The 17,822-nt window shown below is 69.1% G+C and carries 20 protein-coding genes; 7 read left to right on the top strand and 13 right to left on the bottom strand.

Translation table 11 applies throughout. The features are described 5' to 3' along the window. Nucleotides 1–6: 6 nt before the first annotated feature. The 3 genes from B1A74_RS06110 to purM are packed head-to-tail and all read right to left on the bottom strand — an operon-like array spanning nucleotide 7 to nucleotide 2,568. Entirely contained in the window at nucleotides 7–846 is an 840-nt protein-coding gene (locus B1A74_RS06110; protein WP_167769401.1) for a DUF3108 domain-containing protein, read from the bottom strand. Then, nucleotides 824–1,501, bottom strand: a complete 678-nt coding sequence (gene purN, locus B1A74_RS06105; RefSeq protein ID WP_077244086.1) for a phosphoribosylglycinamide formyltransferase — start codon at nucleotides 1,499–1,501, stop codon at nucleotides 824–826. Before purN ends, B1A74_RS06110 begins: the two co-directional genes overlap by 23 nt. 5 nt (nucleotides 1,502–1,506) lie before the next feature. Further along, entirely contained in the window at nucleotides 1,507–2,568 is a 1,062-nt protein-coding gene (purM, locus tag B1A74_RS06100; protein ID WP_018946510.1) for a phosphoribosylformylglycinamidine cyclo-ligase, read from the bottom strand. A gap of 180 nt (nucleotides 2,569–2,748) precedes the next feature. On the opposite strand from purM, the gene B1A74_RS06095 reads away from it, so the two are divergent. Genes B1A74_RS06095 through hda form a run of 3 tightly spaced genes read left to right on the top strand, consistent with a single transcriptional unit; the run spans nucleotide 2,749 to nucleotide 5,673 of the window. Next, nucleotides 2,749–3,798, top strand: coding sequence for a DUF2066 domain-containing protein (locus tag B1A74_RS06095; protein WP_077244085.1), 1,050 nt, complete (start codon nucleotides 2,749–2,751; stop codon nucleotides 3,796–3,798). Nucleotides 3,799–3,814: 16 nt separating this feature from the next. Beyond that, nucleotides 3,815–4,933: an AI-2E family transporter gene (locus B1A74_RS06090; protein WP_077244084.1), complete on the top strand. Its 1,119-nt coding sequence runs from the start codon at nucleotides 3,815–3,817 to the stop codon at nucleotides 4,931–4,933. Next, nucleotides 4,930–5,673: a DnaA regulatory inactivator Hda gene (gene hda / locus B1A74_RS06085; RefSeq protein WP_077244083.1), complete on the top strand. Its 744-nt coding sequence runs from the start codon at nucleotides 4,930–4,932 to the stop codon at nucleotides 5,671–5,673. Before B1A74_RS06090 ends, hda begins: the two co-directional genes overlap by 4 nt. On the opposite strand, the gene B1A74_RS06080 is transcribed toward hda, so the two are convergent. From B1A74_RS06080 to arsC, 3 genes are read right to left on the bottom strand one after another with little or no spacing between them, the layout of a single operon-like run. Then, nucleotides 5,646–6,026 carry a DUF2069 domain-containing protein gene (locus tag B1A74_RS06080; protein ID WP_077244082.1) on the bottom strand — a complete coding sequence of 127 codons (381 nt, stop codon included), beginning with the start codon at nucleotides 6,024–6,026 and terminating at the stop codon, nucleotides 5,646–5,648. The two genes, hda and B1A74_RS06080, sit on opposite strands and share 28 nt — an antisense overlap. Then, the gene (gene wrbA / locus B1A74_RS06075; RefSeq protein WP_018946506.1) at nucleotides 6,023–6,649 is read right to left on the bottom strand and encodes an NAD(P)H:quinone oxidoreductase; all 627 of its coding nucleotides are present in this window, start codon (nucleotides 6,647–6,649) and stop codon (nucleotides 6,023–6,025) included. Before wrbA ends, B1A74_RS06080 begins: the two co-directional genes overlap by 4 nt. After that, the gene (gene arsC / locus B1A74_RS06070; RefSeq protein WP_018946505.1) at nucleotides 6,646–7,008 is read right to left on the bottom strand and encodes an arsenate reductase (glutaredoxin); all 363 of its coding nucleotides are present in this window, start codon (nucleotides 7,006–7,008) and stop codon (nucleotides 6,646–6,648) included. The genes wrbA and arsC overlap by 4 nt, the downstream gene beginning before the upstream one ends. 26 nt (nucleotides 7,009–7,034) lie before the next feature. On the opposite strand from arsC, the gene B1A74_RS06065 reads away from it, so the two are divergent. The 4 genes from B1A74_RS06065 to B1A74_RS06050 all read left to right on the top strand — a co-directional run bounded on the left by B1A74_RS06065 (nucleotide 7,035) and on the right by B1A74_RS06050 (nucleotide 9,083). After that, a complete protein-coding gene (locus tag B1A74_RS06065) occupies nucleotides 7,035–7,325 on the top strand; it encodes an acylphosphatase (protein ID WP_018946504.1) in 291 nt (96 codons plus the stop codon). A gap of 72 nt (nucleotides 7,326–7,397) precedes the next feature. Continuing rightward, complete coding sequence (locus B1A74_RS06060) at nucleotides 7,398–8,024, top strand: TetR/AcrR family transcriptional regulator (RefSeq protein WP_018946503.1); 627 nt, start codon at nucleotides 7,398–7,400, stop codon at nucleotides 8,022–8,024. Between the two features lie 2 nt (nucleotides 8,025–8,026). Continuing rightward, a complete protein-coding gene (locus B1A74_RS06055) occupies nucleotides 8,027–8,533 on the top strand; it encodes a DsrE family protein (protein ID WP_026288918.1) in 507 nt (168 codons plus the stop codon). Nucleotides 8,534–8,576: 43 nt separating this feature from the next. Continuing rightward, nucleotides 8,577–9,083 carry a DsrE family protein gene (locus B1A74_RS06050; RefSeq protein WP_018870105.1) on the top strand — a complete coding sequence of 169 codons (507 nt, stop codon included), beginning with the start codon at nucleotides 8,577–8,579 and terminating at the stop codon, nucleotides 9,081–9,083. Here B1A74_RS06050 and B1A74_RS06045 read toward each other — a convergent pair. The 7 genes from B1A74_RS06045 to B1A74_RS06010 form a co-directional block, all read right to left on the bottom strand. After that, nucleotides 9,077–10,867, bottom strand: a complete 1,791-nt coding sequence (locus tag B1A74_RS06045; protein WP_077244081.1) for a putative bifunctional diguanylate cyclase/phosphodiesterase — start codon at nucleotides 10,865–10,867, stop codon at nucleotides 9,077–9,079. The genes B1A74_RS06050 and B1A74_RS06045 overlap by 7 nt on opposite strands. Beyond that, complete coding sequence (locus B1A74_RS06040) at nucleotides 10,864–11,931, bottom strand: FIST signal transduction protein (protein WP_077244080.1); 1,068 nt, start codon at nucleotides 11,929–11,931, stop codon at nucleotides 10,864–10,866. The genes B1A74_RS06045 and B1A74_RS06040 overlap by 4 nt, the downstream gene beginning before the upstream one ends. Nucleotides 11,932–12,076: 145 nt before the next feature. Further along, a complete protein-coding gene (locus tag B1A74_RS06035) occupies nucleotides 12,077–12,844 on the bottom strand; it encodes an ABC transporter permease (protein WP_024328509.1) in 768 nt (255 codons plus the stop codon). Then, nucleotides 12,841–13,821 carry an ATP-binding cassette domain-containing protein gene (locus tag B1A74_RS06030; protein ID WP_077244079.1) on the bottom strand — a complete coding sequence of 327 codons (981 nt, stop codon included), beginning with the start codon at nucleotides 13,819–13,821 and terminating at the stop codon, nucleotides 12,841–12,843. Before B1A74_RS06030 ends, B1A74_RS06035 begins: the two co-directional genes overlap by 4 nt. A gap of 26 nt (nucleotides 13,822–13,847) precedes the next feature. Then, on the bottom strand, nucleotides 13,848–14,144 hold the full coding sequence (locus B1A74_RS06025; protein ID WP_018946498.1) for a DUF3817 domain-containing protein: 297 nt from the start codon (nucleotides 14,142–14,144) through the stop codon (nucleotides 13,848–13,850). Nucleotides 14,145–14,500: 356 nt separating this feature from the next. Beyond that, complete coding sequence (locus tag B1A74_RS06015; protein WP_018946497.1) at nucleotides 14,501–15,370, bottom strand: universal stress protein; 870 nt, start codon at nucleotides 15,368–15,370, stop codon at nucleotides 14,501–14,503. Further along, nucleotides 15,363–17,816 carry a Lon protease family protein gene (locus tag B1A74_RS06010; protein WP_077244078.1) on the bottom strand — a complete coding sequence of 818 codons (2,454 nt, stop codon included), beginning with the start codon at nucleotides 17,814–17,816 and terminating at the stop codon, nucleotides 15,363–15,365. Before B1A74_RS06010 ends, B1A74_RS06015 begins: the two co-directional genes overlap by 8 nt. Nucleotides 17,817–17,822 lie beyond the last annotated feature (6 nt).

Here is a 17,822-nt window from a genome sequence, read left to right as displayed (position 1 = left end):
ATGTGCTCACGGATTGGGATCTTCGGTCAGGTCGATGATGGGTTCGTGCCATTCCAGCGCGGTGAGTTCGAGTTCGAACACGCGCCCGCCGGCTTCGTAGTCGAAGCGCACGGGGATGTGGTTCAGGTCCGGGGCGAACCAGGCGGCGAGTTCGACATCGCCGTTGTCGCTGCGGCGGACCACGCGCACGGTGTCCAGCGAGCCGATGCCGGAGTCCACGGTTTCCTCGCCGTCGCGGCGGAATTCGTATTCGCGCAGGCGGTCGCGCTCCAGGGTGCGGATGCGGACGGTGTCGCCGGTGACGCCCAGTTCGCCGGTTTCCAGCTGCTGCATCATCATGTAGAGCGAGCCAAGGAAGTCGAGGGTGCCTTCGGGCACGTCGAGCGTGAACCGCTCGCTGTCGATGTGGCCGATGGCCTGCTGTTCCTCGTGGTCCAGGCGGGTTTCGACTTTACGTTCCTCACGCGGGGTGACCTGGTGGGAGCGCGACGAGATCAGGTGCAGGCCGGAACCATTGGTGTTCAGCAGCGATTCGCGGCTGAGTTCGAAACGCCCGAGTACGCGCAGGAATCCGGTCACGTGGGCATCCATCGCCATGCGCGTGCGGAGGTCTTCGTGGTTGAGGCTCATGGAGGCATTCAGCGTGCTGGCCATGGCCGTGGCTTCGAAGCTGGCCGTGAACGGCGGAATCCGCGACGCGTCCGCCGGGTCCGCGTTGCTGTCGGTGGCAGGGGCGGCGGTCGGGAACGCCGTTGCGAGGATCGCGGCCAGCGCCAGGACGAGACCGGTCAGCAACCGCGCCGTGAAACGCCGTCGGGCGGCGTCAGGACGATTCACCTGGGGCATGGGAAGTCACCTCGTGATCGAGCTGCAGGGGCGCCTCCAGCGGGGCGCCATCGTACCGGATCGTGGGTTCCGACCACTGAATCCGCCCTGAACACACCAGCCCGGCTGCTGCGGGGTAGAGGCGGTGCTCGGCCTGCTGCGCGCGGGCACTCAGGGAGGCTTCGGTGTCGTCGGCCAGAACCGGGACCCGTGCCTGCATGATAACCGGTCCCCCGTCCAGTTCCGGCGTGACGAAGTGCACGCTGGCGCCGTGTTCGGTCTCGCCGTCGGCCAGGGCGCGGGCATGGGTGTCCAGCCCGCGGTATTTCGGCAACAGCGACGGGTGAATGTTCAGCAACCGTCCGGTAAAGCGTTCCACGAATCCCGGGGTCAGGATGCGCATGAACCCGGCCAGCAGCACCAGGTCCGGCTCGAACGCCTCGATGGCCCCGGCCAGGGCCGCGTCGAACGGTTCGCGCCCGGCGTAGTCGCGGTGGTTGAGGACCTGTTCCGGGATGCCTCGGGCGCGCGCGAACTCGAGTCCGCCGGCGTCGGGGCGGTTGCTGATCACGCCGACCACCTGGCCGTTGATCTCGCCGCGTTCACAGGCGTCGATCAGGGCCTTGAGGTTGCTGCCGCGCCCGGAGATCAGCACGACCAGCCGTTGCGGGGTCATGCCTGTCATCCCGCGGTGTACACCACGCCGGGTTCGTGTTCCGCGCACTCGGCCACCACGCCGATCGGCCAGGCGGGAATGCCGGCGGCCGCCAGTTCGGTGGTGGCCGCATCCACGTGCGCTTCCGGCAGGATCAGCGTCATGCCGATGCCGCAGTTGAAGGTCAGCAGCATCTCCTCGTCGGCGATGCCGCCCTGCTGCTGCAGCCAGCGGAACACCGCCGGCCACTGCCAGGCGTTGGTGTCGATGCGCGCATGCAGGGTCTCCGAGAGCAGCACGCGCGGCAGGTTCTCGGTCAGGCCACCGCCGGTGATGTGGGCCGCCGCATGCACCGGATGCCGCGCCATCAGTTCCAGCAGCGGCCGGGCATAGATGCGGGTGGGCGCCATCAGGGCCGCGCCCAGGGTCTCGCCGTCGCCGCCCGGCAGCGGCGCGTCGAGGTCCGCCTGCACGTGTTCCAGCACCCGCCGGATCAGCGAGTAGCCGTTGGAATGCGGACCGCTGGACGCCAGCCCCAGGATCACGTCGCCCGCGGCCACCTGGCTGCCGTCCAGCAGCTGATCCTTCTCCGCGATGCCGACCGCGAAGCCGGCGACGTCGTAGTCCTCGCCCTGGTACATGCCGGGCATCTCGGCGGTCTCGCCGCCGATCAGCGCGCAGCCGGCCTGTTCGCAGCCCTCGGCGATGCCGGTGATGACATCGCCGGCGATGTCGATGTCGAGGTGGCCGGTGGCGTAATAGTCGAGAAAGAACAGCGGCTCGGCGCGCTGCACGATGATGTCGTTGACGCACATCGCCACCAGATCGATCCCGATCGAGTCGTGACGATCGGTCTGCTGGGCGAGCCGCAGCTTGGTGCCGACCCCGTCGGTGCCGGATACCAGCACCGGCTGGCGGTAGCGATCGACGGGCAGTTCGAACAGCGCGCCGAAACCGCCCAGGCCGGCCAGGACCTCGGGGCGCAGGGTGCGCTGCGCGTGCGGCTTGATGCGTTCGACGAGTTCCGACCCGGCGGCGATGTCGACGCCGGCCTCGCGATAGGTCAGACCGGAAGAGGATTCGGACATGGGCAACGTTCCCGGAAAAGGGCCTTCTGGCGGGCCGCGACGCTGCCCGTGGGCAGGCGCGCATTGAACCCGGGCATGTTAGCCGCCCGTGCCGGGGCGTGCAAAGCGCGGGCGGCGCGCCGGCGGCGGGCGCTGTGCTATGTTGAGCGGCGTGTTGCCTGCCTGCTGCCCGTGAGTCCCATGTCTGCCGTGTCGCGTTCCATCTCCGCCGTCGTCCTGTTCCTGTCCCTGTGGCTGATCGCTTTGCTTCCACAGGCCGCGGGGGCGGGGACGCTGGTCGTTCAGAGCGATGCGGAAGAGCGCGAAGCGGCGCTGGCGGAAGGGCTTCACGCGGCGCTGGTGCGGGTGGCGGGGCTGGATTCCGACGCGGTGCGGGCGCTCGCCGACGAGCTGCGCGAGGCCCCGGACGATGACGAACTGCCGGCGGCGCTGGAGCGCCAGCAGGCGCGCGAGGCGGGCGGCTATCGCCTGGAGTTCGACCGGACTGCCCTGCGCCGGTCGCTGCGCGACGCCGCCGTTCCGATGCTTGTCGGCTCGCGTCCGTCCCTGCTGGTGTGGGCGGTGGAGGAGGCCGGCGGCCGACGTGACCTGCTGGGCACCGCGTCCGTCGGGGAGGACTCCGGCGTGCTGGCCGCACTGGAGACCCTGGCCGGCGAGCGGGACATGCCGCTGCTGTTCCCGCTGGGGGATCTGCAGGACCGGCGCGAGGCGCGCATCAGCGACATCGTCGGACGCGTGACCGAGCCGCTGTTCGAGGCGGCCGGGCGCTACGGCCCGGACGGCCTGATCCTGCTGCACCTGCGACCGGCGGAAGGCGAGACCCGCGCGCGGGCCCTGCTGGTGCACCGGGACCGCGAATACCGTGCCGAGGCCACCGGCGCGGATGCCCCGGCGGCCGCGCGTCAGGCGATCGCCGCCGCGCTGGACCGGATGGGCGCTGACCTGGCGCGGGTGCCGGACGAACCCGAGTGGATCACGGTGGGCTTTACCGGGGTGGCGGGTTTCGACGGTTTTCGCCAGCTGCGTGCCCGGCTGGACGGCATGGAGGCCATCGAACGCGTGCAGCTGGACTCGCTGGGCAGGGCCGCCCTGACCTTGCGGTTGCGCACCGGTCTGGATGCCGAGGCCCTGGGCGAAGTGCTGCAGGAGGCGGGTTTCCCTGCGGCCGGGGAGGAGGAACGGGAAGAGGCCGGACTCCCCGACGCTGCACTGTGGCTGGGTGTGCGTTGATCCGGGGGAAGATCCGATGAGCGCCACAGAAACCCTGCCCCCCGGTGGCCCGGCCCCGGGGAACGTATCCGCCGCCACCGTGGCCGCCCTGCTGGGGCTGCTGGTCGTGGCCGGCGCGCTGTATCTGCTGGCGCCCATTCTCATGCCATTTCTGGTCGCCCTGCTGGTGGGTTACCTGTTCAACCCGCTGGTGACCCGCCTGGGGGTGCGTTTGAATACCTCGCGCACGGTGGCCACGCTGGTCATCTCCCTGCTGGTGATGCTGCTGCTGGCGGCGGTGGTGCTGGTCCTGATCCCGCTGGTGGCCGCCCAGCTGGAGCGCCTGTTCCTGTTCCTGCCGGAGATCATGGCCTGGTTCGACCAGCAGGCACGGCCATGGCTGGAGCGGCATGTCGGCGACGGCATCCCGGCGCTGGATCCGCAGGCGGTGCAGGACATGGTGGCGCGCCACTGGCAGGAGGCGGGCGGCCTGGCCGGCGGCGCGCTGCACTGGATCGGCAGTTCCACCACCGCGCTGGTGATGGGCGTGCTCAACCTGGTGCTGATCCCGGTGGTGAGCTTCTATCTGCTGCGCGACTGGCCGCGCCTGATCGACGGCCTGCACGACCTGCTGCCGCTGGCCTGGCGCCCGTCGGTGGAGACTTTCGCGCGCGAATCCGACGAAGTGCTGGGTGCGTTCCTGCGCGGGCAGCTGCTGGTGATGGTTTCGCTGGGCCTGTTCTATGCGGTGGCCCTGTCGCTGGCGGGCGTGGAGCTGGGGCTGGCCATCGGCGTGATCGCGGGCGTGGTGAGTTTCATCCCGTACGTGGGCGTGATCGTGGGCATCAGCCTGGCCAGTGCCGCGGTGCTGTTTGCCGGGGATGGCTGGCTCCTGCTGCTGGTGGTCTGGGCGATCTTCGCGGTGGCGCAGGTCCTCGAATCGGTCTGGCTGACCCCGTGGCTGGTGGGGGACCGCACCGGGCTGCACCCGGTGGCAGTGATCTTCGCCGTGCTGGCCGGGGGGCAGCTGTTCGGGTTCGTGGGGGTGCTGCTGGCCCTGCCGGTGGCGGCGGTGCTGGCCGTTGCGGTGCGCCACGCGCTGGCGCATTATCGCGCGCTCAATCAGCCCGCCCCCGGAGGGGATGCCGACCCGTGACCCGAGATCCTGCCAGCGTCGACACCGACGTGGCCCAGCTCCCGCTGGACCTGCGGCTGCGCGATGCATCGCGCTTTGTGGAATACCACGCCGAGGCCAATCGGATCGCGCGCGACACCGTCGAGAGCCTGGGGCGCAACGCCGGGCTGAGTCAGCCGCAGGTCTATCTGCACGGGCCGGGCGCGACCGGCAAGACCCATCTGCTGCAGGCCGCCTGCCACGTGGCGCATGAACGCGGCGACCGGGCCGCCTACCTGCCGCTGGCGGAACTGGCCACGGCGCCCCCCGCGGCGGTGCTGGACGGGCTGGAGCGTGCAGGGCTGGTGGCGCTGGATGACCTTGCGGCGGTGGTCGGTTCGCCGGCCTGGGACGAGGCGCTGTTCGGCCTGCTCAACCGTCTGCGCGATGCTGGCTGCCGGGTGCTGCTGGCGGCGCCGGAGCCGCCGGACGACATGGGCGCGACCCTGCCGGATCTGAGCTCCCGCCTGGGCTGGGGGCCGGTATTCCGCCTGGAGCCCCCGGAGGAGGAGGATCTACGGCGCATCCTGGTGGACCGCGCCCGGCGGCGCGGCCTGGAGATGCCGGATGCGGTGGCCGCCTATGTGCTGCGCCACCAGCGGCGGGATGTTGCCGCGCTGCTGGCCCTGCTGGAACGCCTGGACCTGGCGGCGCTGGCCGAACAGCGCCGCCTGACCATCCCCTTCGTGCGCGATCAGCTGGCGCGTTCGGCCGCCGACTGAGCCGCGCGGGCGCGGCGCGCGTCCAGCTTCACGAACAGCAGGCAGCCGGCAAACCAGGCCAGGCTGAAGCCCGTGACCAGCGCACCGTAGAGACGGTCGCTGGCGACCGACGCCAGTGTGATCCCGAGGGTGATGTAGGCCAGCGCCAGCAGGCTGGCCCAGGCATGGGTGTAGCGGCGCGCATGCAGGATCCCGCGCAGCGGGAACAGCAGCGGCACCAGCAGGATCGCCAGGGCGAGGGCGCGCGGCAGGGCCTCCGGCGGCTGCAGCCAGCCGGTGAACGCCAGCAGGGTGGCGAACAGGCCGAACCAGCCGATCAGGGCCATCCAGCGGAACAGGGCCACGAGGTTCATGCCTTGCCGCCTCCCTGGCCCTCTGCGGCCTGAAGCCGCTGCGCCAGCCGCCCCACGCGCTCGCCCAGCGCGCTGGCGATGCGCTGCTCCTCGCGCGAGACCGGCGCCTCGCCGCGTTCCCCGGCCACGTGGCTGGCGCCGTAGGGCGTGCCGCCGGTGGTGGTCGTGGAGAGTTCCGGCACGGTGTACGGCACGCCGGCCCACAGCATGCCCTGATGGATCAGCGGCAGGGCCATGGTCAGCAGGGTGGTCTCCTGACCGCCGTGCTGGGTGGCGGTGCTGGTGAACACCCCGAACGGGCGGTCCACCAGGCCGCCGCTGGCCCACAGCCCGCTGGTGCCATCGAGGAAGTGCTTGAGCGGCGCGGCCATGTTGCCGAAGCGGGTCGGCGAGCCCAGCACCAGCCCGGCGCATTCTTCCAGATCGCGGGTCTCGGCCCAGGGCGGGCCGCTGTCGGGCACCGCCGGGGTGTCGCCGGGGGTGCCGGTGGTCACCGGCGGGACCGTGCGTACCCGGGCGGTGGCCCCGGACTGCTCCACGCCGGTGGCCACGTGGCGCGCCAGTTCGGCAGTGGCGCCGTAGCGGCTGTAGTACAGCACCAGGACTTCCACGGCGGCGCTCACGGCAGGATCTCCAGGATCTGTTCGGGCGGCCGGCCGATGCGTGCGGCGTCACCGTGGACCAGGATCGGGCGCTCGATCAGTTTCGGGTGTTCGACCATGGTCCGGATCAGCGCCTCGTCGTCCAGCTCGGCGTCCTTCAGGCCCAGTTCGCGGTATTCGGCCTCGCCGGTGCGCAGCAGCTCGCGCGGGCGCACTTCCAGACGCTCGAGGATCGTGCGCAGGGTGTCCGCGTCCGGCGGGGTCTTCAGGTATTCGACGATCTCCGGCTCGATGTCGCGTTCACGCAGCAGGGCCAGCGCGGCGCGGGACTTGCTGCAGCGCGGGTTGTGGTACAGCGTAGGGCGTGGCGATTCGGACATGCACGGACTCCGGAGGTGAAGGATTCATGACTGAGGCCAATGATAACCGGGCCCGCCGCTGGCGTGTCAGCGGCCGGGTGCAGGGCGTGTTTTTCCGCGCCTCCACGCAGAAACAGGCGCGCCCGTTGGGCCTGACCGGCCATGCCCGCAATCTCCCCGACGGCAGCGTGGAGGTGCTGGCGGTGGGCTCGCCCGAGGCCCTCGACCGGCTCGGGACGTGGCTGCAGGAGGGCCCGCGCCAGGCCCGGGTGGACGATCTGCAGGTCGAGGACGTTCCGATCCCGCAGCCGCCGCCGGAGCGGTTCACCACCGGCTGAGCCGGGTCGAGTCTTTCCCCCGACGCATTGCGGGTGTAGATTAGAACGAACGTTCGTTTTAGTGAGGCGTCGATGACTGCCAGTCCCGGAAAGGTCGTACGCGGGGAGACCCTGCGCAAGCTGGTTCTGGACACTGCGCTGGAGCGCTTCAGCACCGACGGCTATTTCAATACCTCCATCCACGACATCCGCCGCCAGGCCGGGGTGTCGATTGGTTCGATCTATCACCACTTCGGCAACAAGGAGGCCCTGGCCAAGGCGCTGTACGACGACCTGCTGCAGCGCATGGACGCCGGGCTGCAGCAGGTGATGGAGGAGAGTCAGGACTGCCGCACGCGCTGCGACGGGATCATCGCCTTTCTGTTCGAGACCACCGCACAGGCCCCGCAGACCATGCGCTTCGTGCTGGAGTCGCGGCACCGGGAGTTCCTGCCGGATGAACCGCCGGTGTGTTCGTCGCAGCCGTTCCAGCGCATGCGCGAATGCATCGAGCAGGGCATGGCGGCCGGCGAGCTGCGGCCGATGGAGGTGCCGGTGGCGGCCACCGTGGCCTTCGGTGGAGCCATCCGCCTGCTGCACCTGTACCTCGATGGCGTGCTGGACCGGCCCCTGTCCGACTTTTTGCCCGACATGCAGGAGGCGGCATGGCGGGCGATTGCGATGGATCCGCCTCGCAACACCACTCGGGAGAACGCATGATGATGAAAAGAATGGCCGTACTGCCGTTGCTGCTGGCGCTGGCCGCCTGGCCAATGCTGGCGGTGTCCGCCGCCGAAGCCGGCGCTGAACCCACCGACGCGAAGGCGCTGGAGGGCGTCGAAACCGGGCGCGTGGTGTTCGATCTCAACAACAGCGACCCCGAGGGGCTGGCGCTTTACCTGACGGTGATCCGCGAGACCCACGAGGACTTCACCGACCAGGGCGTGGAGCCGGACATGATCCTCGCCTTCCGCGGGCTGGCGGTGACCATGGTCAGCGAGGACCGCGAGCGGTTCGAACTGACGCAGTTCGAGCATCTGGACGCGATCGAGGAACACATCGCCGCGCTGCGCGAGAAGGGCGTGCGGATGGAGGCCTGTTCGGTGGCCACGCGCCTGTTCGGCGTGGATCACGGCGAGCTGCTCCCCGGCATCGAGCCGGTGCGCAATACTTTCGTGTCGCTGACCGGGTATCAGGCGCAGGGCTATGCGGTGATCCCGATCTACTGACCCCGGGAAGAGAACCGGAAAACCACCAGGAGGAGGAAACTACATGAGAAAAACGATACTGAGCATCTTTTTCGCCTGCGTCCTGCCGCTTGGCCTGGCCGTGCCGGCGGTCGCCGACGACGAGGGCCTGGACAACCGTGAGGCCACGCAGGGGATCGAGACCATGCGGGCGGTCTACGACATGCGCAAGTCCGATCCGGACGTAATGCTGGCGTACCTGCGCGGCATTGCCACCAACCACGAGAACCTGCTCAAGGAGGGCGTGGAGCCCGACCTGCGCATGGTGTTCATCGCCGAGGCGGTCAAGTTCATCACTACCGATCCGGAGCCGGAGGTGGACATCGACCACGCGGAGACCCTGGAGGAGATCGCGAAGGCAGTGGACCGGCTGGATGAGCTGGGCGTGCAGATGGAAGTCTGCTCGGCCGCCACCCGCGCCTACGGCGTGGACAACGACACCATCCTGGAGCCGATCAAGCCGGTTCGCAGCGGATTCATCGCGGTGATGGGCTACCAGAACCAGGGCTACGCGCTGGTACCCGTCTACTGAACCCGGTGGACGGCACCGGGCATCGGGGCAATGTCCGGTGCGCCGGTGTCGTCCTCCCCGCTGGACAGCAGATGTTCCAGCGGTTCGGGTTGATGGATGTGGAAGCCCTGGCCGAATTCGATGCCCACCTCCCGCAGGATCTCCATGGCGGTGGTGTCCTCGACGTATTCGGCGATGGTGCGCAGTCCCAGGGTTCCGCCGATATGATGGATGGACTCCACGATCGCTCGATCGGAGGGGCTGGATGCAATGTCCCGGACGAACCGGCCATCGATTTTCAGATAATCCACCGGCAGTTGTTGCAGGTAGGCGAAGGACGACAGGCCGCTGCCGAAGTCGTCCAGCGCGAACTCGCAGCCCAGCCCCCGCAGCTCGTGGATGAATGCGGACACGGCCTCCAGATTGTCCACCACCGCCGTCTCGGTGATCTCGAAGCAGATCGTTCCCGGTTCTGGTACGTGGTCGCGGATCTTCCCGGTCACGAAGCGCAGGAATCCGGGATCGCTGAGCGAGGCCCCGGAAAGGTTGATGTTCCATGCGACACGATGGCCGCTGCGTTCCGGCTCGTCGCGCAGTGCAAGGGTGCGGGTGACCACCCAGCGGTCGATGGCACCCATCAGGCCGAAGCGTTCCGCGGCGGGGATGAACTGCCCCGGCAGGACAGGTTCCTCGTCGGGCCTGTCCTGCATGCGCACCAGAACCTCAATGCGCCCTGCCGGATCGTCCTCCAGACTCTGGATGCGCTGGGCGTACAGGGCAAAGCCGCCGCGTTCGATCACGCCGCTGAGGTGCGCGGCCCAGTGCATCTCGTCGTGACGGCGGGACAGCTCGCCGTCGTGGGTGGTGTAGGTCTGTACCCGGCCGCCCCCCCGTTCCTTGGCCATGTAGCAGGCGGTATCCGCTGCGGCCAGGATGTCGCGCACGTCATTCTCGCTGCCGTCGAACAGTGCGATGCCGGCGCTGGCGCCGATGCGGAACTGACGCTCCTGCCATTCGAAGCGGTAGGTGCGGACGACCCGGATCAGTGCGTCGGCGGCGCCCCGGGCGCCGTCCTCGGTTGTGCCGGCGAGCAGGATGCCGAATTCGTCACCGCCCAGCCGGGCGATGGTATCCGCCTCGCAACCCGCGGACCGCAGGCGGGCGCCGAGTTCCTGCAGCAGCTGGTCGCCGGCCATGTGCCCGGCGGTGTCGTTGACGATCTTGAACTGGTCGAGGTCCAGATAGATCAGGGCGTGAAACCCCTTCTCGGCATCCGGGGCGGTGGAGCCGAGCGTGTCCAGCCGCTCAAGGAAGAAGCGTCGGCCATGCAGACCGGTCAGGTCATCGTGGTGGGCCTGCCACGTGGTCTCGCGGACCAGATCGTTCAATCGGGCATGCTCCTCGCAGGCATGCAGGGCAACGGCGAGGCGTTTGGCCAGCTGGGCGATCTCCTGCACCAGATCCTGGCTGAAGGGTCGGGCACGCCCCAGGACGAGAGCACCGAAGCCCTCCAGGCGCCACAGATAATAATGGCGGTCATTCCGGAGCAGAGCCGGGACCGGCAGCGGATCGTCCGAACTCAGGGCTTCGTCCAGCTGCGGCAGCAGCGACCGGATGTCCACGCTGCGGGGGGCCGACATCACGATTCGTGGCCCGTCGGCGAGGACGGTGACCGAGGTGCAGCGGAGACGGCGCAGGAACAGGGGCAAGCAGTGCCCGAGCATCCCGTCACGATCGAGGCTGACGCCGATCGCCATCGCGATTTCGTGCAGCACTTCAAATTCGTACAGACGGTTGTGGCTCACAGCAGGCCTGCCGTTACGGTCTTGTTGTAGAACTCGAGTGATTCCTCGCCACAGTTCGCGATCTCGCCCAGCGAAAGCGCGCCCGCCAGCGGCAGGGTGTCCTCCTCGCAGAGGGTTGCGACCTCCTGGTCGTAAGCCCGTCCGAGAAAATGGGCCCGCGATATGCAGTCCATGGTCAGGCGGATGGTCGGAGTGAATTCTTCCGCGCCTTCCCGGCTGCGTTCCCGTGCCTTGCGGGCTGCGTTGAGAAGCGTGTGGCGATTGCCGGTCAGGACCCGCACGAACGCCCCCTCCGGCACCTCGCCGACACAGACCAGTGCATTTCCTTCGAGCTGAATCGGGTCGCGCACCACCAGCTCGCCGCCAATGCGGCCGATGCCGAAGGGGTAGGCGGGCGCGAGGCGGGTGAACGAGGCCGGTGTGGGGGCCTCTCCGCCGTGTTCCTGCACAATCCGGCCCCATACGGAAGCGGCCGGTTTCCAGTCAAGGCCGTGTATGGTGTTGCTGCTGGCGGATGTCACCTTGAGGGGGGCGGATATCGGCTCCCAGCCGTGGGCCACGCCGATGCCGGCAGGCAGATCCAGCCAGGCTACCACTGCACTGTCGGCGTGCAGCCCTTCGGAATCCAGTACCACCGGGCCGGGCTGTAAGCGAGCATTGCCGCAACCGCCACCGATATAGCCGGTTTCCAGCCCGAAATGGTCGTACAGTGCATTGACCAGGCGATCAATGCCGGCCGCCAGTCCGTCGACGAAGACGAACAGCAGGCCGTGGCCCGGTGGATCCGGGAAGGCCCTTTCGAGCGCTTCGGGCGGGTCGCATTCGGGCTGCGACAGCGCATCGATGCGGGCGACCCGGGAGAACCGGGGAAGCCCCACGGCGATCGCGCCGCTCTCCATGACACCGTCGTGTGTCACCAGGCCGGGGAACTCGCCGCCGAAAACGGGGCATTGCCGCGTCCCCAGTAATTCGGTCCAGGCCGCGGGTTCGGGCCGGGAATGGCCGTGGGCGACCATCAGCAGGATGCCGCCAATCGACGGGTCGGCCTCGAGATCCCGCAACATGACCTCAAGGTTTTCTGTCCTCGAGTCGGAACTCGTCCTGAGCTGTATCAATCGGTGCTCCTTCGCCGGACTCCCGGACCCGCCGATGAAGCCCTACCTTAACACCGGTTTTTGCCGAGGTCGCTACGGTGGAGGCATCTTTTCTTCAGCCGCGCGCCAGCCGGCGGTTGAGCACCCATACGGATAACGGCGCGAACACCGCCGCGATCCCCGCCGCCCAGGCCAGCGATGCCAGCGCCGGGGCCGCGACCGCTCCGTCGTCGTTCATCAGCCCGCGCGCGGCCTCGGTCAGGAGCGATACCGGGTTGGCCTGGACGAAGCCCTGCAGCCACTCGGGCATGGTCTCCACCGGGACAAACGCCGAGCTGACGAAGGTGACCGGGAACAGCGCGGTGAAGCCGAACAGCTGCACGTGTTCCGGGTCGCGCGCGAGCACGCCGACCAGCACCATCACCCAGGAGAACGCCACCGCGAAGGTGAGCACCAGCAGCACCATGACGAGCAGATGGCCGAAGGAGGTGGCCAGGCGGAAGCCCAGCAGGTAGCCCACGATCAGCAGCAGGGCGATGCACAGCACCTGCTTCACTACGTCCGCGAGGATGCGGCCGGCCAGCGGCGCCCAGCGCGGGATGGGCAGGGCGCGGAAGCGGTCGAACACCCCGCGGGTCAGGTCGGTGTTGAGGCCGTGGCCCACATACACCGTGACGAACAGCATGTTCATCACGATCACGCCCGGCAGTACGAAGGCGAGGTAGTCATCCGGCGAGCCGGCGATGGCCCCGCCGAACACGAACAGGAACAGCACCAGGAACAGGATCGGCTGGATGGAGTAATCCCCCAGCTCCCACGGATTGCGGCGCACCTGCACCAGGCTGCGCCAGGCCAGCGCGAGGGTCTGGTCGAGGGCATTCATGCGGCATCCTCCCCGCTGTCCCCGGCGGCATCGGCCGGCGCGTCGGTGCTGCCGGTCTGCCCGGTGAGTGTAAGGAACACGTCGTCCAGGCTGGCGCTGCGCAGGCCCAGCTCCGCGACCTCGATCCCGGTGGCATCCAGTTCGCGCAGCACCGCCGGCAGCAGCGAGGCCTCGGCCACCGGTGCGCTGAGGGTCTCGCCTTCCACATGCGGGTCGCTGCCGGTGAGGGCGGCCACCTGGCGGGCGGCCGCATCCGCCTGGTCCGCCCGCGCCAGGCGCAGGAACAGCGTGCGCGTGCCGACCCGGGCCTTCAGCTCCGCGGCCGTGCCCTCGGCGATTACGCGGCCCTGATCCAGCACCACGATGGAATCGGCCAGTGCATCGGCCTCCTCGAGGTACTGGGTGGTCAGCAGCACCGTGGTGCCCGCGTCCTGCAGCCGGCGTACCCGCGCCCACAGGTCGCGGCGGGCACGCGGGTCCAGTCCGGTGGAAGGTTCGTCGAGGAACAGGATGCGCGGGCGGCCGACCAGGCTGGCCGCCAGATCCAGCCGCCGGCGCATGCCGCCGGAATAGGTCTGCACCGGGCGGTGCCCGGCGTCCCGCAGGGAGAAGTCGGCCAGCAGCTCGTCGGCGCGGGCCCGGGCCGCGGCGCGTTTCATGCCCAGCAGGCGGGCGATCAGGATCAGGTTCTCGCGCCCGGTCAGCTTCTCGTCCACCGATGCGTACTGGCCGGTCAGGCCGATGATCTCGCGCACCCGCGCCGCCTCGTCGACGACATCGAGGCCGCCGACCCGCGCGCGACCGGCGGTGGGCGAGAGCAGGGTCGCCAGCATGCGCACCGTGGTGGTCTTGCCGGCGCCGTTCGGGCCCAGCAGCCCGAGTACATGGCCGGCGGGGACCTGCAGGCTGACCTCGTCCACCGCGCGGGTGCCGGCGAAATCCCGGACCAGGCCTTCCACTTCGATGGTGTTGTCCACGCTCACCTCCGCTCGCGCGCGGACGGTCAGGCGTGCTGCAGCTCGCGCGTCAGCTCGCGCCGGATCATCCAGTCCACGTACAGGAACCCGAAGGGCACCACGCCCATGATCAGCACCAGCAGCCACTTCAGAACCGACCAGCCGCGCATGTGGCTGGCCACCACGGTGGCGGCCGCATAGATCAGGAACAGGATGCCATGGATCCAGCCGACCCAGGTGACCGCCATGTGCATGTCCGCGTAGGTGCGCAGCGGCATGGCGACAAACAGCAGCGTGATCAGGGAGATACCCTCGATCACGCTGATCGCGCGAAAGTATTTCATGGCCTTCCGGTATCGCTGGTGAAACGGCCGCGAAGGGTAGCACGCGGGCGCCCCGTTGGCGGCATTCCCGGTGCCTGACGCAGCCCTAAGGGAAACACTGATCCATGTACACGCTCGCGCTTGAGTCGCTTTTGCGTGCGAACAAGGCGCGGCGACCGCCGTGCAGTCATTCTGCACAAGGAAGCCGCAACGCCGTGCGCGCGCAAAAGCGGCCGAGCCCCTACGGGGTTGGGCCCCGGGTTCCCCGATCCGGCGTTGCGCCGCTTGCGGGTAGAACCACTACCCACTGCACGACGCGCCTTGTCTCGGAAAACCCGGGGCACCAACGCGAGCGTGTACATGGATCAGTGTTTCCCTTAGGGGGTGATGGTGACCGGGGGCTCGAGGGCGCCGAGCAGGGCGTCGCCCTGCGGGCCGGCCAGCAGCGGGCTGCGGCGGCCGAGCACCACTTCGGCCGCCGGCTGACGTTCCAGTGTGCGGAGCAGCTCGCGGGGAGCGCTCGAGCGCAGCGAGCGAACCCGCACCGGAGGGTCGTCGGTCGCCACCCATTCGCTCAGGGCCCGGTCCCGCTCCCGCGCGGCGTCGGGGTCGTCCAGCGGGACGAGCAGCACGGTCAGGGGGCGCCTTTGCTGGCGGGCCCGGGCGCGGGCGAAGACGAGCGCTTCGTGCGCGGTCTCCGGGGCATCGACCACCACCAGGACCGGGCTGTCGGGGCGTGTCGGCCGGGTTCCGGTGAGGTGGACCCGTCCCGGGGCTTCATGGACCAGGCTGCGCGCGGTGGAGCCCAGGCGGCTGCCGGTCGCGGCCGACCATCCGATCTTGCCCAGCACGAGGAAATCACCCGGGGTGGTCAGCGCAAGCACCTCGCGGCGCACCGATCCGCGGCGGACCTCGAGCGAGCAGTGGATCCTTGCACGCGCGGCGGCCTGTTCGGCCGCACGGCGGAGGTGGGCGGCGCGGCGCCGCAGGCGGGTTTCCAGCAGCCCGGTTTCCAGTGGCCGCGGCTGCCCGGAGAGCGAACCGATCTCGCGGGTGAAGGGGTAGGCGGCGCTGCGCAGCAGATCGGCCTCCTCGACAAAGATCGCCTGCAGCTCGCCCTGCAGCGTGGCGGCCAGGGTCGCCGCGGCCTCGAGCGCGGCCTGGCTGGCGTGCGAGGCGTCGAGCAGGACCAGGATGCGCCCGGCCTCCGCCGACGGGAGCGGCTGGGTGCCCGCGGGGTCAGTCATCGTCCTCGGCCCGAGGAACGGGTCCGGCGTCCTCGGCGCCCGCGTCGTCGTGCCGGCGATGCCGCGCAAGGCGGGCGAAGGTCGCCAGCCGGTCGGCGACCGCACGGTTGAAGCTCTCCGCCGGGAACTCGCCATCGGCGTCCGCTTCCCCGGGGGACATCTCGGTGAGCAGGCCAATGGCGTCGTCTACCGTGCGTAGCGGGTACACGCGGAAGTGGCCGGCGGCCACGGCTTCGCGCACGTCGCGCCGCAGCATCAGGTGCTCGACGTTGCTGGCGGGGATGAGCACGCCGTGGCCGTTCATCTCGCCCGCTTCCCGACAGACATCGAAGAACCCCTCGATCTTTTCGTTGACCCCGCCGACGGCCTGGACTTCGCCGTGCTGGTTGACCGAGCCGGTCACCGCCAGCGCCTGCTTCAGCGGGATCCGTGCGATGGCCGACAGCAGGGCACAGATCTCGGCCACCGAGGCGGAATCGCCCTCGATCCCGCCGTAGGACTGTTCGAAGGCGAGGCTGGCCGACAGCGACAGCTCCGCATCCCCGGTGTAACGGCTGGCGAGAAAGCGTGAAAGGATCATCACGCTCTTGCTGTGGATCGGCCCGGCCAGTCTGGCCTCGCGCTCGATGTCGATGACCTGGCCCTTGCCCGGCCGCGCGGTCGCGGTGATGCGCATCGGGCGTCCGAACAGGTGGCTGCCCAGCTGCATCACGGACAGCCCGTTGACCTGGGCCGTCTGCGTGCCTTCCGTGGCGATCATCACCGTGCCGCGGCGGATCTGTTCCAGGCTGCGCCGCTGCACGCGTGCCGAACGCTCGATGCGTTCCTCGATCGCGCGTTCGATGTGGGCGGCGCCGATGGTTTCGGCCTCTGCCTGACGCGCCCAGTGGTCGGCCTCCATCAGCAGGTCGCGCAGGGTGCGGTCGTGAGCGGTGAGTTTCGTCTGATCCCCGGCCAGACGGCTGGCGTGTTCGATGGTGCGGGCCACGGCGCCGCGGTCCAGCGGGCGCAGCTCGTCGCGCCGCGCCATGCTGGCGAGCATGCGCGCGTACAGGGCGTAACCGGCCTCGTCGCGCTCGAGGTCGTCCTCGAAGTCGGCCTCGACCTTGAACAGCTCGGCGAAGTCCGGGTCGTAATGCGACAGCAGGTAGTACAGCAGGCGGTCGCCCACCAGCACCACCTTGGGCGATACCGGGACCGGCTCGGGTTCCAGGCTGACCGTGCTGACCAGGCCGTAGAGCCGCTCCAGTGATTCGATGCGGATCTCGCCGGAGAACAGCACGCGCTTCAGGCTGTCCCACGCCATTGGCTGCATCAGCACTCGCCGGGCGTCGAGGATCAGGTAGCCGCCGCTGGCATGGTGCAGCGCACCGGCGCGGATCAGCGAGAAGTCGGTGTACAGCGCGCCGTTGTGCACGTGGTGTTCAATCTGGCCGGTCAGATGCTGGTGATTGGGCAGATCCTCGTAGATCACCGGCGCCCCTTCGGTTTCCGCATGGTCCACCAGCAGGTTGGCGCGAAAGCGGGCCAGCATCGCTTCCGGGGGCGCGTGATCCTGCCCGCTCTGCTCATCCTGCCCGCCGTGTTCGTCGTGGCCGCCGCGGAAGATCTCCGCGTGTTCCACCACGTGGCCGTGGATGGCGTCGAGCTGTTCCGCCACGCGTGGCAGGTGCGCCCACTTCTCCTTCAGATCGTGAATCGGATCGCCGAGGGTCAGCTGCACCATCTCCTCGTTCAGCGAGTGGACCTTCTCCCGCAGTTCCTTGCGCAGGCGGGGCACCTGCTGGATGGCCTGCTGCAGCTGTTTCTGCAGCTCCTCGGCCTTCTGCTCGATGCGCTCGCGTTCTTCCTCTGGCAGCTTTTCGTATTCCTCGGGGTCCAGGACCTCGCCGTCACGCACGGGTGCGAAGGTGAAGCCGCTGGGGGTGCTGACCAGCTCGATGTCGTGCTTGTTGGCCTCTTCCTGGACCTCGCGGACGCCCTCGTTCTGGCGTTCGGACATCTCCTCCTGCAGTTCCCGCAGCCGCCCCTGGTATTCGTCGCTCTCGAAGGCGGCAGGGATGCTGGTGCGCATCTCCTCGACCAGGTTCTCGAGATCATCGCGCAGTTGACGTCCTTCGCCGGCCGGCAGGCGAATCGCGTGGGGGCGTTCCGGCCGGTCGAAATTAAAGACATGGCACCAGTCCGGCGGGACCGCCTCGCTGGCCGCGCGGCGGGCGAGAAAACGGCGCACCAGGTCGTGCCGGTCGCTGCCCTCGGGGCCGAGCACGAACAGGTTGAAACCCGCGCTGCGCATGCCCGCACCGAATTCCAGCGCGCGCAGCAGCCGGTCCTGGCCGCAGGGGAGTTCCAGTTCTTCCAGCTCTTCGGTGGTGTCGAACTCGAGCTGCTCCGGCGGGCAGCGATGGTAGGTCCGTTCCGCGTCCAGGGGTGTCGGTCGGGTCATGCCAGC

The organism is Thioalkalivibrio halophilus, from assembly GCF_001995255.1.
Classification (GTDB): Bacteria; Pseudomonadota; Gammaproteobacteria; order Ectothiorhodospirales; family Ectothiorhodospiraceae; genus Thioalkalivibrio; species Thioalkalivibrio halophilus.
The sequence above is the reverse complement of the archived record's forward strand: the minus strand, read 5'-3'. Positions and strand labels throughout refer to the sequence as shown.

What these genes read in the sequence shown, in the direction of transcription:
- B1A74_RS06010 (WP_077244078.1), bottom strand. Translation starts at nt 17,816, where the DNA reads ATGACCCGACCGACACCCCTGGACGCGGAACGGACCTACCATCGCTGC.
- purM (WP_018946510.1), bottom strand. Translation starts at nt 2,568, where the DNA reads ATGTCCGAATCCTCTTCCGGTCTGACCTATCGCGAGGCCGGCGTCGAC.
- B1A74_RS06050 (WP_018870105.1), top strand. Translation starts at nt 8,577, where the DNA reads ATGAGAAAAACGATACTGAGCATCTTTTTCGCCTGCGTCCTGCCGCTT.
- purN (WP_077244086.1), bottom strand. Translation starts at nt 1,501, where the DNA reads ATGACCCCGCAACGGCTGGTCGTGCTGATCTCCGGGCGCGGCAGCAAC.
- B1A74_RS06035 (WP_024328509.1), bottom strand. Translation starts at nt 12,844, where the DNA reads ATGAATGCCCTCGACCAGACCCTCGCGCTGGCCTGGCGCAGCCTGGTG.
- B1A74_RS06080 (WP_077244082.1), bottom strand. Translation starts at nt 6,026, where the DNA reads ATGAACCTCGTGGCCCTGTTCCGCTGGATGGCCCTGATCGGCTGGTTC.
- B1A74_RS06060 (WP_018946503.1), top strand. Translation starts at nt 7,398, where the DNA reads ATGACTGCCAGTCCCGGAAAGGTCGTACGCGGGGAGACCCTGCGCAAG.
- B1A74_RS06040 (WP_077244080.1), bottom strand. Translation starts at nt 11,931, where the DNA reads ATGTTGCGGGATCTCGAGGCCGACCCGTCGATTGGCGGCATCCTGCTG.
- B1A74_RS06110 (WP_167769401.1), bottom strand. Translation starts at nt 846, where the DNA reads ATGCCCCAGGTGAATCGTCCTGACGCCGCCCGACGGCGTTTCACGGCG.
- B1A74_RS06025 (WP_018946498.1), bottom strand. Translation starts at nt 14,144, where the DNA reads ATGAAATACTTTCGCGCGATCAGCGTGATCGAGGGTATCTCCCTGATC.
- arsC (WP_018946505.1), bottom strand. Translation starts at nt 7,008, where the DNA reads ATGTCCGAATCGCCACGCCCTACGCTGTACCACAACCCGCGCTGCAGC.
- B1A74_RS06065 (WP_018946504.1), top strand. Translation starts at nt 7,035, where the DNA reads ATGACTGAGGCCAATGATAACCGGGCCCGCCGCTGGCGTGTCAGCGGC.
- B1A74_RS06055 (WP_026288918.1), top strand. Translation starts at nt 8,027, where the DNA reads ATGAAAAGAATGGCCGTACTGCCGTTGCTGCTGGCGCTGGCCGCCTGG.
- B1A74_RS06015 (WP_018946497.1), bottom strand. Translation starts at nt 15,370, where the DNA reads ATGACTGACCCCGCGGGCACCCAGCCGCTCCCGTCGGCGGAGGCCGGG.
- B1A74_RS06095 (WP_077244085.1), top strand. Translation starts at nt 2,749, where the DNA reads ATGTCTGCCGTGTCGCGTTCCATCTCCGCCGTCGTCCTGTTCCTGTCC.
- B1A74_RS06090 (WP_077244084.1), top strand. Translation starts at nt 3,815, where the DNA reads ATGAGCGCCACAGAAACCCTGCCCCCCGGTGGCCCGGCCCCGGGGAAC.